This is a genomic window from Bacillus cereus group sp. MYBKT111-2 (assembly GCF_051915205.1).
In the GTDB taxonomy this organism is placed as follows: domain Bacteria; phylum Bacillota; class Bacilli; order Bacillales; family Bacillaceae_G; genus Bacillus_A; species Bacillus_A paranthracis.
On the sequence record NZ_JBQAEG010000003.1, the window covers coordinates 195,911 to 211,915 of the forward strand.

Consider the following 16,005-nt stretch of genomic DNA (forward strand, 5'->3'; position numbering starts at 1 on the left):
TGTAAATTAAAACACACTACTCAAAACACTTCTCCTTCTCTCTAAACTACCCATTACACACTTCTCTCCACCATATTCGATACACCAATTCCTCAAAATCCCCTTCACATAAGCAAACGTTCGCTTATTCTGTTCAAACGCAATTTTAAGTGCCTCTAGTACGGTATTTCCTGAAACTTTTCGTATCCACCCCTTCAATTCCTTCACAATATATGGAGATAGACTACTTATATTTTGTTCGTAAAATTTGTAAACTTCACTATGTTGAGTATCCTCTTCCACTTCCATATCTTCTATTTTTTCAACAACTTCTTGTAAACTACTAGTATCCTCTTCCTCTGGCATACCAAAATGTTGCAACAACAATGGAATCTTCCATTCTTCTTCCAGACATTTACGTAAAAACATATGTATGAATTCTTTATTTTTTATAGTCTTTAACTCACGTAACACACATTTTTCTACATTCGTATTTAAAATAGGGTTATAGTGTAACCAATTTCGTATGTATAACTCTTTCGTTTCCGCATCGTATAAAATTTTCCCATATGCAACAAACCTATTTAACAGCTTCTCAACAGTCTCCATACTGTAGCCTGTTTCCAGTTCTGCTAAACGTTTCGGTAATACGTAAATTCCACATTGCTTCGTTTTCGTACCAGTTAACAAATATATGTAAAAATAACGCTCCTCTGGCGTTAAATCTAATATGAATTCATCTTGCCAAAAGTTCACTTGCACATTACGGTACACCGCCATATGTTTACCTCCCCCTCGCACTTATAAAAAGGCAGATTTCAATCCTTCAATATACATATAGGAGTGAGGGCTTGGTTTTTGCAGTTGAATTCCAAATTTTTTTAACTACTACAACGACGGTTTTATTTTTTCGCGCTTTTTTGTTCTTGTAGTTGTTTTTGTTTTGTTTTTTCTTAGTGATTTATTACTTGGTAGGTGCTTATAAGGGGCTTGCAAGGGGCTTAATAAGGGCTTATATAAAAAGGAGCTGTTCCAAATTCTCATTTTGGATAGCTCCTTTATCATTCTTTCTATTTTTGACTTGCATCTAACATCTTCACTAAAAAGGCAGCTGCTTCACCACGAGTTGCTGTCCCTTTAGGATTAAACTCATTATTTCCAACACCAGTAACTACTTTTAAGCTATATAATCGTTGAACATGTTGTTTGTATGTGATTAGATGTTGATCTGTAAATGGTAATGCGGCTAATTCACCTGTAACACCTTTATACTGTAATGCGTTGTCAATCATGATCGATGCTTCTTCACGTGTGATAGATGCGTTAGGATCAAAAATCCCGCCGCCACGACCGTTAATAATTCCTGCACTTGCACTACGTTTAATACCGCTATGAAGTGATGGATGCGCTTTGTTAATGTCTACAAATGACTTATCTCCTTCCGGTAGCTTGAGAGCATTTGAAATTAATGCAGCAAACTCAGCTCTCGTTACATTACGATAAGGCGCAAATACACCATTTCCTTCACCGTGCATAATTCCAAGGCTGTTCAGCTTACGAATGTTCCCTTCAAACCATCCACCTGTAATATCATCTTTTGGTTTTTGTACTTCTTTATGTGGCATATTATAGTTTATTTTAATCCAACTTGGGTTATAGAAAATCCACTCATCGTTACCTACTTTATACCAACCATTTTTAACTGCTAACACTTTGTAACGATCTCCGTTTGAAGCTTTACGAACGATATGATGTTCAAGTCCCGAACCACTACGTACGTTTATACCATCACCATTCACTACAAGCTCCATATTAGGTTCAGCTGGATTATATTCATTGGAATCAAATAGCTCATTTCTTTCTTGTAAAGGCGAATCAATTTGTGCGTTAACATTTGCATACCATTGAATACCTTGTACGAAGCCAGTCCAATTCCCACGAGAAATTAAAATATCAGGACAGTTTTTCCCGCTCCATTGTTGATGCCTATAAATGTGGTCCGCACTAATACCTTCTTTGTTCATTAAATAACCTGCAAGTCTCTTTGCATTCTCTAACGCTTTATTGTAATCTCCATCTTGGTTAACTGAAATTTCAATCCCTATAGATTCTCTATTTCCTGATCCATCCCCATCTCCTGCATGCCAACCGTTTTCATTTGTTGGTAAGTGCTGATAAATTTGTTTATCGTCTACAGTAAAATGCCATGAAGCTGTTCGGAACGTACCTTCCGTTGCTTGTTTATATAAATACTTCGCATGGTTTTCAGCATTTGCACCGCGGGCAGTGTTTGCAGTTTCGTGAATTGTAATATAACGTGCTTTCATCGGATTAGCGGGGCGAATATCAGGGTTTCCTGCTGGAACAATCCACTCTACAAACGGGACACCTGCAAGTGTTCCATATTTCTTCGTAGTCATCGATGCGCTATACTGAATAGCTCTTCGCTTTTCAACCGGCTTCATTTCGCGAGTAGAACCATCATTTCGACCGTCTACATGTTCAAATGCCTTTTCAATATTTGAAATGGCTTCATCTTCTGCTACTTCACCTTTTTTCGCTTCTTTTATTTTATGTAACTCTTCTGTTTCATCATGTTTATGCTTATATTCTTCTAGAAGAATTTCCTCGTTCTCTGATACTTCTGCTTCATTAATTTGCATGTGATCTGGAGTTTCTAGATTGAAATTAGAATAACGTAATACGTTCGTTCCACGCTCCCCTTGTGCAATACGAAGCTGGTCAGTATGAGATTTATTTATCTCTTCTGCTGATATTGATAAAGGTGCACTCCCTAACATTACTAGACTTGTTGATAGTGCGATTACTCGTTTTTTTATATTCATTGCTGTAATCGATACCTACACTATCCGTGTAAATATCTCAACCTCCCTTTATTTTCTCATTCGTAAAAGACTATGAATCTACTATGTATAAAAATATGGTTATTCCGCCTTTTCATTTTATCCCCAGCAGGCGAATGATAGTTTCTAGAAAATCCCTTAACAGACATTATTTTATAACCAATTGCTATTGCCGTCAAAAGAACTTGTCCCCTTTTGCACACTACTACTTCTCAAAAAATAGATTAGGATACCTTTTACTGTTTTGCTTCAACAAGAAGGATGGTTATAATTTTTCATAACTATCAAGTCTCTATTAAATAAATGCTGTTTCCTTATACTTTTCTCTTTGAAAATATTAATATTTTTACATTCTTGCGATAATATAGATGTAACCTTTTACATTGAAATGAGTTTTATTTGGAAAGACAACTTACAAAAAAGATAATTAATAAAGTCGATTTCTTATCTCCATAAGAAATCGACTTTATTAATAGTAAATTTAAATATTTTTTCATTTTAGCTTCTATTACAAATTCCCTTTAACATTTTCGACAATCTCGTTTATCGTATTTCGATCAAACTTATCACTAATTTCGTACGGCTCACGATCTCCTACTAATTGTACGCCTACAATATCATTGCGGTCCTTACCATATTGCACTTCAATAATCGATCCACGCTCTATTTGCTTCCAAACAAGACCTGCTTCATCTTTATTATCTAACACAATACAGTCCTCAATATTTTCGTCAATCCCAATTAACTTGTTATCATCCATATATCCAACCTCGTATTGTTGACGTTCTTTCGCTTTTCCGCTTACTACTATACCTTTGCTTCCATATGAGTAATCCGTATAATCCTTTTTCTCCGATTGTATCGCTTTCGGCTCTTTTGCTTCAGTTTTTTCAGTATTTTCACAACCCATAATCATACTAATTGGCATCACTGCAGTTAATACTATTCTCGTAAATGTCTTCATCATTTATAACCAACCTCACATGTTTAACTTTACATTCCATTTATCCCCTTACCAAATAATAACATGATAATACCGAGAAAGAGTCAAAGTTAAAGTGAAATTTTAATCATTAGTTTTTTTATGCTAAAACTCTATGTAAAAAGCTAAATTTTCAAAATCACTAACTGAATTATCAACAAATGATAGAAAGTAGACATCCTACTCACATAAGATTTAAAATTAGGAAGTATGGAAAACATGATAAAAAATATAGGTTAGTTGTTCGCAATTAAAATGGTTTTTACATGAAGAAAGGAAGTGCACAGCTTTGGATTTTAAAACAGTTATGCAAGAGCTTGAAGCTCTAGGCAAGGAACGAACGAAAAAAATATACATATCTAACGGTGCGCAGGAACCAGTTTTCGGCGTAGCTACAGGTGCTATGAAACCAATCGCAAAAAAAATAAAAATAAACCAAGAGTTAGCAGAAGAACTTTATGCCACAGGCAACTACGATGCTATGTATTTTGCAGGCATTATTGCGGACCCGAAAGCTATGAGGGAGTCTGATTTTGATCGATGGATAGACGGAGCGTATTTTTATATGTTGTCTGATTATGTGGTGGCAGTTACTTTATCCGAATCAAATATCGCTCAAGAAGTTGCTGATAAATGGATTGCAAGTGGTGAAGAGCTTAAAATGTCTGCAGGCTGGAGTTGCTACTGCTGGCTTTTAGGAAATCGCAAAGACGATGAGTTTTCTGAAAGCAAACTTTCCGATATGCTTGAAATGGTGAAAAAGACAATCCATGATTCGCCAGAACGAACTAAATCCGCTATGAATAATTTTCTAAACACTGTAGCAATTTCCTATGTACCACTACACGAAAAAGCAGTCGAGATTGCAAAAGAAGTTGGTATAGTTGAAATAAAACGTGATAATAAAAAAAGTAGTTTGCTAAATGCTGCAGAGAGTATTCAGAAAGAACTTGATAGAGGAAGACTTGGTTTCAAGCGTAAACATGTAAGGTGTTAGATGATTAAAAGGGTGTCAATCTAAGTAAGATTGACACCCTTTTTTAATGAGAAAAATGAATGAATTCCCCCTGCACACCTTATCTGTTAAACATTTCTTCATTCAATTTATAAACCCTATCTCTTTTTTCATCACTTTTGACAAAAATAAGCTTTCCTTCTTTAACAAATCCTTCTAATAGTAAGCATACTTCTCCATATGCTTTCGGCTTATTCGTTGTGAATCTTTCATCTGATATTTTTCCAGCTCGTATTAATTGTTCACACAGCTCAAGTGCACTTATTTCTTCAGAATCCATTAATTCCAATATATCTCTTTGCAATGGTGATAAAGGTACTGGTATTTCAGCTACCTCCACCTTTTCTTTCGCGTTTTCTTCTTCAAATAAATCTTCAAATGAAATTTGATTCATTACTTCTTTTCCTTTCTAACGATTGATTTGTATAAAGCGTAGTTATTGTTATGTAGTACGTACCTTAATACATACATGTCAAACTCATGTACATCGTTTCATATAGTATATTTCGATTATACCAAATATACGTTCTGTTTTCTATCGTAGAATGGAAAACAGAACATTTTACTGTATGTATCATCATTAAATAACGCTGAATATCAATTATCCACATTTTTGGTTATATTATCAAAATTCCATCCACATTACGGAAATAAATGACAAATAATTATAACTTACATGTTACAATTACGATGCATGCATTTAGTTGTATTAAATGCATGCATCGTAATGAGTATATTTAATAAAGTTAAATGAAACCGGGGAGGCTTGCGCAAATGGGGAAGAAAACAAGCAAAGCTAAAAATTTTTTCGGATTCGTAATCACTGCAGCACTAGTAACTACAACGATGGTAGGCACAGCTAATGCACAAACAACTACGAATAGCTATAAGGTAGCTAGTAATACGAACACTGTATTTACAGATGTACCAAAGGACCACTGGTCAAAAGATGCTATTGATTACTTAGCAGCAGCAGGGATTTATAAGGGGTATGGAAATGGGAAATTTGGTTTTGGCGACAATGTTACTAGAGGACAGGTAGCTTCTTTAGTCAATCGACATTTAGGTTTAAAAGTAGACGATAAACAAGGAAATATGTTTAGTGATATTGCAAATCATATGTTTGAAAAAGATATTAAAGCCATTGCGCAAGCTGGAATTATGACAGGTGATGGAACAGGTACATTCCGTCCAGATGATGTATTAACTCGATATGAGATGGCAGTAATATTACAAAAAGCATTTCATTTAGAATCAAAAGAACAAGGAAAATTTAATGACGTATCAAAAGGTCATTGGGCTTATGAAGCTGTAAATACATTGCGTAGTAACCGTATAGCACAAGGTGACGAGTCCGGTAATTTTAACGGAAACACATTTGTGAAGCGTGAGCAGTATGCACAATTTTTCTATAATGCAATAGCAAAAAACAGACATTATAATTTCAACATCAATTCAAAAGAAGAACTGAAACAAATGTTAACAACCGCTTTACAGAATGGAACGTTTGGTCCATTTACATTAAATTCATTGCGTAAAGATATATCTGAAGTAAAAAAAGAATATGGAGTGCCTGATGTTTTGAAAAAAGCACCATGTACAGAATGTGATGCACCTAATATAGCGGTATACGGCGATTATAATATTGATATGTACCCTTGGGACGCTAGATATATATGGGTGAAAATGGATATTTCTATCGATGAATTAAAAGAGTGGTTTGGTGAGCCCGATTTAATCGGAGAGGATATGACTAGCGAAGGCTTTATATACAATCGAGGAAGCTATTCTCTTTATTTCAGCTTCTCTGATGGTTATATTCAACGCGCCGAAATATCTAAACGTGAAGATCGTTAATAAGTTACAAACAATAAAAAAATCCTTCAAGAACATGCCTTTTCTTGAAGGATTTTTTTGTCTCTATCTATTTAACATAATACAAAAAAACTCCTACTAATTAAAGTTTCACTTTATTCTTCTTGGTGCTCCGCTTCCCATTCACTTAAATACGTTGCATATTCTAATTCATCTGGATCATCATATAACATAGAAATAAACTCTAATTTATTTCCATCACAATCTAGAAAATATACGCTTGCAGCTGGCATCCATCTTTGAACAATTGGTTCTTCATTCCCTTTCCCCTGACTCCCTACTACCTCTATTCCACGATTCTCTAACCATAATTTAGAAATCTTTAAAAACTCTACATCTACACGAAAAGCGAAGTGTTTCATCTCAAAATCTTCATTACTATGTACTTCCCATAATCCAAGCATTTGTTTTTTATTTTTTCCTATCCAAAAGAAAGCAACCCGCCTTTTTGATAGTTTTTTTGCTAATGTTAAACCTAACTTATTTTGATAGAAATCTATCGCCTTTTCTAAATTTTTCACATGTAAATGCGTTTCATATATGCTTTGTATCATTATATATTTCTCCCTCCCGTACATTACAATGTTTTCAAATATATTTTATTTTTATCATACAAATACATACATTTGAAATCATCCTACTTTTGTATCATTGTTCTTTCCTTCAAATGTATAGGTATCCAGCTTTAACGAATACCCCAACACTGGAGTTCAATACAATGAAACTAGTGAGGTTTTATTCCCCCACACTAATCATGCTTTTATGGAAAATTGGCTCTTACCTTAATGTACTTACAAAAAGATATTATTGATTTCGCTAGTTCCATTCAAGCAGAAATTCATTTTGATCTATATATTTGTTAAAAATAAAAACGCTATTGATATTGAAATCAGTAGCGTTCTTATGTGACCATATGTTTTATCTTACTTGTACCCAAAAGCACATTCTTTTTATATAACGTATTACTTCAATTTTCCCTCAAAAACAATCTTCCTACCGCACGGTTCAACTACTGTTTTGCCGTCTTTCTTCACCTCATGAAAGATTGGCTCTTCCATGCGGCGAGACGGTGCATAGCCTTCTTGTTCCATACGTGCTAAGCAGTCTGTAATTGTTTCGTTTTCGAGTACTTCAAATTTCTTTTTATTAGGTTGTTTTGTCATGCCCTAACCTACTTTCTATTTTTCTTGATGCGAATTGATTCTTCATGTAGATCATATATAACATTGCGAGAATTCCTATTATAATCATAACCGCAATAAAAAAGCTTGTATACTGTATTTTTTCTATAAATACGCCTCCTAATACAGGTCCCAGTATACTTCCTAAACTAAAGGCAATTCCAGATAATATATTACCTGCTGGCAATAAGTGTCTCGGTAATAAATCTGTCATAAATCCAAGTCCTAACGAGAAGCACGATCCAATGACCATACCCGCTAACAACATGCAGGCAAAGACGATCCAGTAATATTGATCAAATACGGCTGCCAGCAAGAAAATGCCCGTACTTATGCAGAACGTCCACGTTAAAATACGGTCCCTTCCGTATTTGTCACTTAATATACCGAGCGGAATTTGTGTAATAATGCCCCCAACTGCAAATGCTGGTAATAAGAAGGATACTTCTGAAACGGACCATCCTTTTCGAAGCGCGTATACTGGTAAGTTACTGTTTAACATTGCTTCCAGTACGCCATATGCAAGTGGCCCCAGCAGTGCAATCCATCCTAATCCAACAACTTGTTTATAACGAGAAAATGATGATTCACTCTTCACTTCTCTTTCATCTTGCGCCGGGAATGCATTTTTTGTTGGTAATAATAACAGCCAACCTATTAGACAAAGTATAGTAGATATAATAAATGGCGTTGCAAGACCGTACTGAACTGTGCTTGCTAAATACGGACCGACGGCAAAACCAATTCCGAAAAATACACCGTATATCGATACTTGTCTACCTATTTTACTCGGATCCGATGTTGTCGTAATCCATGTTTGTGTTCCGACATGTAGCATATGATCTCCCACTCCAACTAGAAATCTAAGGATAAACCATACCCAAAACGAAAATGTTTGTGTAAAAAAGAATAATGAAATAATAACGAGAAACCCACCAATCACGATAATTGGCTTCATTCCAAACTTTTGCATCGGTTTTTCAAGAAACGGTGAGATCACTAATATCCCAATGTATAGTGCTGTCGCATGAATACCGTTAATACTTGAACTAACCCCTTCTTGTTCAAAAATCATTGCAATGGCCGGTAAAAGCATTCCTTGTGACAAACCCGAGATTGCTACAATCCCAACCATAATCCAAAAAGTAAAACGTATCGACATCCCTTTCCCTCTCCTTCTCACGCTTTCCACTTCTCATTATAAACTGTTTCTGCAAATGCGTGTACGAATATTCGCAAAAAAAAAGAAGCTAAAAGAATGAATCTTTTAGCTTCTTATCCTTCCCAAACTTGTGCTTTCACATTGTTATGGAATTGCTTGAAATACGGATGTTTATAAAAAGCAGTTTCATACAAATAATGATGCGAATGAACAATTGGTGGCTGTTGTATTTGTAACGGAACTACAACTGGTGAAACTTGCATATACAGCGGAGCTATCATCATTTTTGTATACACATGATGATTATATGGAGAATGCGCAATGAAGAACGGATGATGCATGGATAATCTCCCCTTTTACTTACAATGTTATAGTATATGCAATACCTTTCATTTCGGGGATTATTTCTGTTCTAACCAATCCTCTACATGCTTTATAAATACATCTAAACAATCAATAAACGGCGAATGACCGCAATCTTCTAATACCTTCAACTCTGCATTTGGCAAATGTTTTGCTAACTCCTCACCGACTACTTGTGGTACGACATAATCTCTGTCACCTTGTATGACGAGTGTTGGCGCTTTAATATGATGAATTTGCTTACTTCCCTCTACAACCCCATTATGTTCATCTGAAATATTAAATGTAATGAGCGCATAATTCACATCTACGAAATTACGTTGCGTTAACATATCGTCTAAATACTTTTCATAACGGTCTGGTTCAGGTTGATTATGTGTATATATTAATAAATTCCATACTGTACGGTAATATAATTTATTCATATTTTTTATCGCATCTAACACTGGTGCAATCTGTACGGGATCTTGTGCAATTTCTTCTTTCGTCTTTACTAAGCTTGATACGATTGGTTGCCCGTTTATATCCTTTTTAAAAATCGGATACCCTTTCATGCCCACTGATTCTACTAAAATTAACTTTTCTACAAAAGTTGGGTGATTCGCTGTAAATTGCATTGCAACACCACCGCCCATTGACCAGCCCATTAATGAAAATTTCTTTAGTTTTAACCCGTCGATAAATAATTTTACATCTTCTGCAAAGTCTTGTATTGAATCTATCGCTTTATTATACGTTGATTGACCAAATCCCCTTAAATCGAGAGCGTAAATATGGTATTGCTCTTGCAGCTTTTCAATAACTAAATCAAAGTGTTGTGACGATGTCATGTTCCCGTGAATAAGTACAAGAATATCTGTATTTTGCCTTCCAACTTCCTGATACGCAATCGTTTCTCCGTTCGATAGTGAAACAAACTTCATTGTTGCAGGCTTAATCATCACAAGTTCCCCCATTCTATTTAAATAGAAAGAAAATTCTTTACTTACTTAAAGAATAGCACGTAGAATATACGTTCGCAACATAAAACCTATAAGAATTTTTTACATAAATCAACATGTCTATTACTAGACAATTATAATAAAAAAGTATATAGTTAGCTAGGTAACTAATTTGAAAGGATCAACATACATGGACGAAAAACAACATTTTTTTCACATTGTCAGCCAGACTTCTCGCAAGTTTACGAAGAAATTTAATGAACGCGTATCTCCCACTGGGTTATTTAGTGCGCAATGGGCTGTAATTTTCCGTATTAATCAAACTGGTTCTTGTACGCAAACAGAATTATGTCAGTATTTAAATGTTGAATCACCCACGATGACTCGTACGTTAACACGTATGGAAACGATGGGATGGATTATTCGTACTGAAGGAAAAGATCGCCGTGAGAAGCTCATTTCTTTATCAGAAACAGCGATAAAAATGATTCCGGTATGGCAAGAAGAAGTTGATACTTTTGAAGAAAAGACGCTAGAAGGTATTAACGAAGATGATTTACATCAAGCATTTCAAGTGTTACAACAAATTATTAAAAACTTAGATTAACTCGGAGGGATGACCATGCAAAGTGAGAAACTTTGGACGAAGGATTTCCTCGGAACTTGTTTTAGTAGTCTATTTCTCTTCTTAACATTTTATATGCTTATGACTACTTTACCCGTCTATGTAATAGACGGCCTAAAAGGAAAACCTGAGGAAATTGGTTTAGTTGCAACTGTTTTTCTTATTTCATCTGTTTTATGTAGACCATTTACAGGAAAATGGCTTGATGAATTAGGGAGAAAGAAAATTTTATTTATTTCACTTTCACTATTTTTAGCTGCTACCGTTATGTATTTCGGTGCACAAAGTTTATTTTTATTACTTGCCCTTCGCTTCTTACATGGTATTGGGTTCGGTATGGCAACAACTGCAACTGGTACGATTGTCACAGATGTTGCGCCAGCTCATAGAAGAGGCGAAGCACTTGCCTATTTCGGCGTATTTATGAGTCTGCCAATGGTAATTGGTCCTTTTTTAGGTTTAACAATTATTTCTCATTTTTCATTCACTGTACTATTTATCGTTTGTTCCGTATTTTCATTGCTTGCATTTTTATTAGGACTACTTGTAAATATTCCGCATGAAGTACCAGTGAGCAAACAAAAACGAGAAAAAATGAAATGGAAAGACTTACTTGAACCTGCTTCTATTCCAATCGCTCTGACAGGATTTGTTTTAGCCTTTTCTTATAGTGGTATTTTATCCTTTATTCCTATTTATGCGAAAGAGCTCGGTTTAGGAGAAGTTGCTAGTTACTTCTTTATTTTATACGCACTCGTTGTTGTCATTTCTCGTCCATTTACAGGAAAGATTTTTGATCGCTTCGGTGAAAATGTACTTGTTTACCCAGCTATCATTATTTTCACAATTGGTATGTTCATTTTAAGCCAAGCGCAAACTCCGTTTTGGTTCCTTGGCGCAGGTATGTTAATCGGTTTAGGTTACGGAACATTAATTCCAAGCTTCCAAACGATTGCGATTTCTGCCGCTGCAAACCATCGACGTGGTTCTGCGACAGCTACGTACTTCTCATTCTTTGATAGTGGGCTCGGTTTTGGTTCTTTCATTTTAGGTATCGTCGCAGCGAAATCAAGTTACCATAATATGTATTTCATCGCAGCTATTATCGTTGCGTTCACTTTACTTTTATACTATGGATTACACGGACGAAAACAAAAATTCAAGAAACAACATACAGACGGAAAAGTTTCCGCTTAACATAAATAAGGAAAGTAAACTTCCCCGTTTACTTTCCTTATTTTGTATTTCTTTCAATAGACGCGTATACTAATAGTAGAAATAAAAAGGAGGGACCGATATGAAACTAAAAAAATCTCCCCTACTCTTACTCATAATCACATTCATATTTGTAATTACAGGGCTCGGTTTTACATACTTCAAACACAATAAAACAATCCCATCGAAAAATAACGTGACGAAAAAAAATTGGCTAGATGATCCCTACTTACGTTGGTCGTATACACATATGAAAGAATTCACTTTAATTAACGAGGTGAAAAATAACCCGGATCACGTTTTTCACTTCTCTACCGCATTGCAAAACTTAGACGATTTTGCTGTAGAGCGTAGATTTGGAAATACAACTCCTCTAAAAAAACTTTTAGATGATAACAAAACAGATGCGTTTGTCGTTGTACACAATGGACAACTTGTTTATGAACGATATTTCAATGGATATAACGAGAGCGAACCGCATGGTATGGCGTCATTAGCAAAGGTATTTACCGGAGCAATAATACAATCTCTCGCTGAAGAAAACCGTATTGATTTAGAAAAAACAGCTGACACATATATAAAAGAATTAAAAAATACACCGTTCGGAAAAGCAACACTGCAGCAATTAATGGACATGCAAGTTTCTGTGGAATACCCCACTCACGGCTATGAACACCCAGCGTTAGAAAATCAAGATGCACAACTATACTTGGCAAGCAATATTTTACCTCGAGGTAAAAATTACGATGGTCCCATGAAAATTTATGATATGTTACAAGAAGCAGAAGAAACTGCACCGCCTGGTTCCGATTTTTCTTACGATAACGGATCAGCAGAAACACTCGCTTGGATTATTCGAACGATCACTGGTAAATCATTAGCTGAAAACGTTAGTGAGCGCATATGGTCTCAAATTGGTATGGAAGAAAACGCGTATTACGTAACAGATGAAACAAAAGTTGAACAAGCAAGCGCTGGTTTAAATGCAACTGCTAGGGATATGGCGAGATTCGGACAATTATTATTAAATAACGGGGAATATAACGGAAAACAAATTCTCCCTTCTTCTATTACTGAAGATATAAAAAATGTGCAAGAAGGCGAACTTGCAGTTGGCCCTGGAGCTTCCATTTCTTATCATAATCAATGGTGGATTCCGCACAATGAACAAGGTGCTTTTGAAGTGTTAGGTAGTTACGGACAAACACTTTACATCGATCCGAAAGCGAATATGGTAATTGTCCACTTCTCTTCTAACGCTACGCCAAGTAATGACATACATTCAACATACTCAAACATGTATGTTGATATTGCACATCATTTAGAGAAGCTTCCACAGTAGTGGAAGCAGGAGTTTAAACCTTACATGTATGACTATTTGATTGAACACACAATCTGTTGTGTTGAAACATAAATATATCTAAAAAAGGAGCTCTCTTCATAAAGAGAGCTCCTTTTTTTATTTCTTCTTCTTTTCTGTCGGTTGACTTTGTTTAGCGAAATTAGATGAATCATCGAAATTTGGTTGCTTTTTACCAGCATTATTACTTCTACCTTTTCCCATATGTAATACACCTCCCCTCCTCCTTACTATTCCCAATAAAAAAATCCTCTTGCATCCAGAATTTTTTTATTGTCCCTTATTCATATGGCACTACTGTTCTCGTAGTACTTCCAACACTTTCAGTTAGAGAAGCTTCCACAGTAGTGGAAGCTTTTTCTTGTTGGGGTGTTTTACTTAAAACCATTACCCTCATAACGGTTATTCATCATTAAATTTTTTATTAGCAATCCAATAATACGTTACGAAGAGTGTCAATAAGATCCAAACTATAGTTAGTACTCCTGTAATTATTGCGTTTGAATGTACGCCCCCCGTAACTAACGTTTCCATTGCATACTTACTCATACTTGCTGGATTAAGCAAATCCATTATTGGATTCAAACCGACGATTACTCTACAGGCTAAAAGGAAAACAATTGAAATTAATGCAATCATACCTTGACTGTGAAAAATAGTACTTATCATTGTTGTGAAAGATACGATAAAAAGAATCCAAATTAGATACAATAGTAATCCAGTAATTAGGTGCGCAAATGGAACGGCAGTAAAAAGAGAATTTACATATAGATAAGAAGTAACGTATCCAATTGTTACACTACAAGCTACCATTAAATAGTTGGCCACTATTTTCCCACCTACATATGAAGTAACAGTAACGGGTCTTGTTAAAATAAAAGCCAACATACCATTGGCTTTATCTGTTTGAATAGTACCCATCATAGATATCACTAGAATCATAAGTCCGAGCTGATCAAACTGGGATCCCAAAGTACTTGCTAATACTTCGCCTCCTTTTTGTGTTGCCATATTTGGATCAATGATAATTCCCTGCCCTCCACCTAATGCTTCTAGAATTGATGGTAAATAATGAGTTACTATCGGTTGTGTCGCGCCTAAAAATATAAAAACAATTGGTAGCCAAATGATCTTAAAATCACGTAACATTTGAACATATTCTTTTTTTATCAATACCATTGTGTTATTCATTTTTGCACCACCAATTTCAAAAAAATTTCTTCTAAAGTATCGTTGCTCATTTCAAATTTAACGATGTTCACTTTATGTTCGAGTGCATTTTGCAGTAACATATTTTTATTTATTTCAATACTTTCAACCTTTACTTTGATTTTAAGCCCAACCACTTCTACGTCCTTCACATACGGTAATTTTTTTACAACTTCAATCCACTTTTGATCTTTAGTTGTTATTTCAATAATCAATTTATTTTTACTATTACGGTGTAAAAGTTCGGTAATCGTTGTGTCTTCTATTTTTGTTCCATCTTTTATAATGACAAATCGTTCACAGATTTCTTCTGCATCGCTTAAGATGTGGGTTGATAATAAAATGGTTGTATCTTTTTTTATTTCTTCAATCAGATTCAATACTTCTCGCCGGCCGATTGGATCTAATGCGGATACCGGTTCATCCATGACAATAAGCGAAGGTTTATGCAATAATGCTTGTGCAATACCAAGTCGTTGTTTCATTCCACCAGAAAATGTACTAACCTTTTCGTTTTCTTCCCCTTTTAGTCCAACTTTCTCTAAAATTTCTGGAATTGACTTTGACAATTCTACTTTATTCAATCCCGAAAGTTGGCCCATAAACATAAGCGTTTCTCTCGCTGTCATCCAATGAAAAAAATTAGGATATTGAGGTAGATAACCAATTTCACTTTTCATTTTTGATATTTTTATCCCATTCAATAAAACTTCACCAGCAGTTGGATTAGTAATATCCGAAATTACTTTTATTAATGTAGATTTTCCTGCTCCGTTTGGTCCAATTAATCCGACGCATTCCCCCGCTTGCAGTTCCATCGAGAAATTATTGACAGCAGTTTTTCCTTTAAATGATTTTGTTACATTTTTAATCTCTAGTTTCATAATTTCTCACTGTCCTTTCTCCCTATAACGAAGTAGAAAATAGGTCCCAATACATTAACGAAAAGAATAATGAACGTCCATACAAGTACATTTTTTCTTGTTTTTCTATGTCGGTATAAATCAATGAATGCAATAAAAACTAAAAGTGCCCCCACTGCAATAACTGGCAATATAATAGGTAGAAAAGTCATAATATCAATGTCTTTAAGATCATTCAATCCATAATGTAGTTGCATTATTGTCATTCCTCCCTAAATTCATTCTCATTATTGATAATGATAAATCATAAACGAATGAATTGCAAACATTATTCTCATTATTTATAATGAGAATAAAAATATATGATAAAT

17 protein-coding genes and 1 pseudogene are annotated in these 16,005 nt (G+C 35.0%); 6 read left to right on the forward strand and 12 right to left on the reverse strand.

Features of this window, described 5'->3' with window-relative positions; all coding sequences use genetic code 11:
- Nucleotides 1-6 precede the first annotated feature (6 nt).
- The 3 genes from ACTFNE_RS09745 to ACTFNE_RS09755 form a co-directional block, all read right to left on the reverse strand.
- Complete coding sequence (locus ACTFNE_RS09745) at nt 7-759, reverse strand: DnaD domain-containing protein (protein ID WP_270705956.1); 753 nt, start codon at nt 757-759, stop codon at nt 7-9.
- Between the two features lie 290 nt (nt 760-1,049).
- Nucleotides 1,050-2,825, reverse strand: coding sequence for an S-layer homology domain-containing protein (locus ACTFNE_RS09750; RefSeq protein WP_270705955.1), 1,776 nt, complete (start codon nt 2,823-2,825; stop codon nt 1,050-1,052).
- 526 nt (nt 2,826-3,351) lie between these two features.
- The gene (locus ACTFNE_RS09755) at nt 3,352-3,810 is read right to left on the reverse strand and encodes a hypothetical protein (RefSeq protein WP_000978300.1); all 459 of its coding nucleotides are present in this window, start codon (nt 3,808-3,810) and stop codon (nt 3,352-3,354) included.
- Nucleotides 3,811-4,114: 304 nt separating this feature from the next.
- Here ACTFNE_RS09755 and ACTFNE_RS09760 point away from each other — a divergent pair, with 304 nt between their 5' ends.
- Nucleotides 4,115-4,822 (forward strand): DNA alkylation repair protein, encoded by a 708-nt coding sequence (locus ACTFNE_RS09760; RefSeq protein WP_046198443.1) that lies wholly within the window; start codon nt 4,115-4,117, stop codon nt 4,820-4,822.
- Nucleotides 4,823-4,901: 79 nt separating this feature from the next.
- Here the strand turns inward: ACTFNE_RS09760 and ACTFNE_RS09765 are convergent, their stop codons facing one another.
- Nucleotides 4,902-5,234, reverse strand: coding sequence for a DUF3895 domain-containing protein (locus tag ACTFNE_RS09765; protein ID WP_046198442.1), 333 nt, complete (start codon nt 5,232-5,234; stop codon nt 4,902-4,904).
- A 380-nt stretch (nt 5,235-5,614) separates the two neighbouring features.
- Between ACTFNE_RS09765 and ACTFNE_RS09770 the strand changes: the two genes are divergently transcribed.
- Nucleotides 5,615-6,697: an S-layer homology domain-containing protein gene (locus tag ACTFNE_RS09770; protein WP_270705954.1), complete on the forward strand. Its 1,083-nt coding sequence runs from the start codon at nt 5,615-5,617 to the stop codon at nt 6,695-6,697.
- 113 nt (nt 6,698-6,810) lie between these two features.
- Here the strand turns inward: ACTFNE_RS09770 and ACTFNE_RS09775 are convergent, their stop codons facing one another.
- A complete protein-coding gene (locus ACTFNE_RS09775; protein ID WP_046198440.1) occupies nt 6,811-7,269 on the reverse strand; it encodes a VOC family protein in 459 nt (152 codons plus the stop codon).
- 231 nt (nt 7,270-7,500) lie between these two features.
- Between ACTFNE_RS09775 and ACTFNE_RS09780 the strand changes: the two are divergent.
- A pseudogene (locus tag ACTFNE_RS09780) lies at nt 7,501-7,578 on the forward strand (DUF4279 domain-containing protein); the annotation flags it as partial.
- Between the two features lie 99 nt (nt 7,579-7,677).
- Here the strand turns inward: ACTFNE_RS09780 and ACTFNE_RS09785 are convergent.
- The 4 genes from ACTFNE_RS09785 to phaZ all read right to left on the reverse strand — a co-directional run bounded on the left by ACTFNE_RS09785 (nt 7,678) and on the right by phaZ (nt 10,377).
- Nucleotides 7,678-7,878, reverse strand: a complete 201-nt coding sequence (locus ACTFNE_RS09785; RefSeq protein ID WP_000166303.1) for an NETI motif-containing protein — start codon at nt 7,876-7,878, stop codon at nt 7,678-7,680.
- Nucleotides 7,862-9,058 carry an MFS transporter gene (locus tag ACTFNE_RS09790; RefSeq protein ID WP_000027642.1) on the reverse strand — a complete coding sequence of 399 codons (1,197 nt, stop codon included), beginning with the start codon at nt 9,056-9,058 and terminating at the stop codon, nt 7,862-7,864. Before ACTFNE_RS09790 ends, ACTFNE_RS09785 begins: the two co-directional genes overlap by 17 nt.
- Nucleotides 9,059-9,171: 113 nt before the next feature.
- The gene (locus ACTFNE_RS09795) at nt 9,172-9,399 is read right to left on the reverse strand and encodes a hypothetical protein (RefSeq protein ID WP_000546480.1); all 228 of its coding nucleotides are present in this window, start codon (nt 9,397-9,399) and stop codon (nt 9,172-9,174) included.
- 60 nt (nt 9,400-9,459) lie between these two features.
- Nucleotides 9,460-10,377, reverse strand: coding sequence for an intracellular short-chain-length polyhydroxyalkanoate depolymerase (gene phaZ / locus ACTFNE_RS09800; protein ID WP_139303820.1), 918 nt, complete (start codon nt 10,375-10,377; stop codon nt 9,460-9,462).
- Nucleotides 10,378-10,552: 175 nt separating this feature from the next.
- On the opposite strand from phaZ, the gene ACTFNE_RS09805 reads away from it, so the two are divergent.
- From ACTFNE_RS09805 to ACTFNE_RS09815, 3 genes are all read left to right on the forward strand, one after another.
- Nucleotides 10,553-10,969, forward strand: a complete 417-nt coding sequence (locus tag ACTFNE_RS09805; protein WP_000343680.1) for a MarR family winged helix-turn-helix transcriptional regulator — start codon at nt 10,553-10,555, stop codon at nt 10,967-10,969.
- A 15-nt stretch (nt 10,970-10,984) separates the two neighbouring features.
- Entirely contained in the window at nt 10,985-12,184 is a 1,200-nt protein-coding gene (locus ACTFNE_RS09810) for an MFS transporter (RefSeq protein ID WP_098922557.1), read from the forward strand.
- A 100-nt stretch (nt 12,185-12,284) separates the two neighbouring features.
- Nucleotides 12,285-13,544, forward strand: a complete 1,260-nt coding sequence (locus ACTFNE_RS09815; RefSeq protein ID WP_046198438.1) for a serine hydrolase domain-containing protein — start codon at nt 12,285-12,287, stop codon at nt 13,542-13,544.
- 420 nt (nt 13,545-13,964) lie between these two features.
- Here ACTFNE_RS09815 and ACTFNE_RS09820 read toward each other — a convergent pair whose 3' ends face one another.
- The 3 genes from ACTFNE_RS09820 to ACTFNE_RS09830 are packed head-to-tail and all read right to left on the reverse strand — an operon-like array spanning nt 13,965 to nt 15,891.
- On the reverse strand, nt 13,965-14,753 hold the full coding sequence (locus ACTFNE_RS09820) for an ABC transporter permease subunit (protein ID WP_109629862.1): 789 nt from the start codon (nt 14,751-14,753) through the stop codon (nt 13,965-13,967).
- Nucleotides 14,750-15,655: an ABC transporter ATP-binding protein gene (locus ACTFNE_RS09825; RefSeq protein WP_000764115.1), complete on the reverse strand. Its 906-nt coding sequence runs from the start codon at nt 15,653-15,655 to the stop codon at nt 14,750-14,752. The genes ACTFNE_RS09820 and ACTFNE_RS09825 overlap by 4 nt, the downstream gene beginning before the upstream one ends.
- Complete coding sequence (locus tag ACTFNE_RS09830; RefSeq protein ID WP_001175969.1) at nt 15,652-15,891, reverse strand: PLD nuclease N-terminal domain-containing protein; 240 nt, start codon at nt 15,889-15,891, stop codon at nt 15,652-15,654. The genes ACTFNE_RS09825 and ACTFNE_RS09830 overlap by 4 nt, the downstream gene beginning before the upstream one ends.
- Nucleotides 15,892-16,005 lie beyond the last annotated feature (114 nt).

Coding starts and splice junctions, on each gene's coding strand:
- ACTFNE_RS09745 (WP_270705956.1), bottom strand. CDS start 759: ATGGCGGTGTACCGTAATGTGCAAGTGAACTTTTGGCAAGATGAATTC.
- ACTFNE_RS09750 (WP_270705955.1), bottom strand. CDS start 2,825: ATGAATATAAAAAAACGAGTAATCGCACTATCAACAAGTCTAGTAATG.
- ACTFNE_RS09755 (WP_000978300.1), bottom strand. CDS start 3,810: ATGATGAAGACATTTACGAGAATAGTATTAACTGCAGTGATGCCAATT.
- ACTFNE_RS09765 (WP_046198442.1), bottom strand. CDS start 5,234: ATGAATCAAATTTCATTTGAAGATTTATTTGAAGAAGAAAACGCGAAA.
- ACTFNE_RS09770 (WP_270705954.1), top strand. CDS start 5,615: ATGGGGAAGAAAACAAGCAAAGCTAAAAATTTTTTCGGATTCGTAATC.
- ACTFNE_RS09775 (WP_046198440.1), bottom strand. CDS start 7,269: ATGATACAAAGCATATATGAAACGCATTTACATGTGAAAAATTTAGAA.
- ACTFNE_RS09785 (WP_000166303.1), bottom strand. CDS start 7,878: ATGACAAAACAACCTAATAAAAAGAAATTTGAAGTACTCGAAAACGAA.
- ACTFNE_RS09790 (WP_000027642.1), bottom strand. CDS start 9,058: ATGTCGATACGTTTTACTTTTTGGATTATGGTTGGGATTGTAGCAATC.
- ACTFNE_RS09795 (WP_000546480.1), bottom strand. CDS start 9,399: ATGCATCATCCGTTCTTCATTGCGCATTCTCCATATAATCATCATGTG.
- phaZ (WP_139303820.1), bottom strand. CDS start 10,377: ATGGGGGAACTTGTGATGATTAAGCCTGCAACAATGAAGTTTGTTTCA.
- ACTFNE_RS09805 (WP_000343680.1), top strand. CDS start 10,553: ATGGACGAAAAACAACATTTTTTTCACATTGTCAGCCAGACTTCTCGC.
- ACTFNE_RS09810 (WP_098922557.1), top strand. CDS start 10,985: ATGCAAAGTGAGAAACTTTGGACGAAGGATTTCCTCGGAACTTGTTTT.
- ACTFNE_RS09815 (WP_046198438.1), top strand. CDS start 12,285: ATGAAACTAAAAAAATCTCCCCTACTCTTACTCATAATCACATTCATA.
- ACTFNE_RS09820 (WP_109629862.1), bottom strand. CDS start 14,753: ATGAATAACACAATGGTATTGATAAAAAAAGAATATGTTCAAATGTTA.
- ACTFNE_RS09825 (WP_000764115.1), bottom strand. CDS start 15,655: ATGAAACTAGAGATTAAAAATGTAACAAAATCATTTAAAGGAAAAACT.
- ACTFNE_RS09830 (WP_001175969.1), bottom strand. CDS start 15,891: ATGCAACTACATTATGGATTGAATGATCTTAAAGACATTGATATTATG.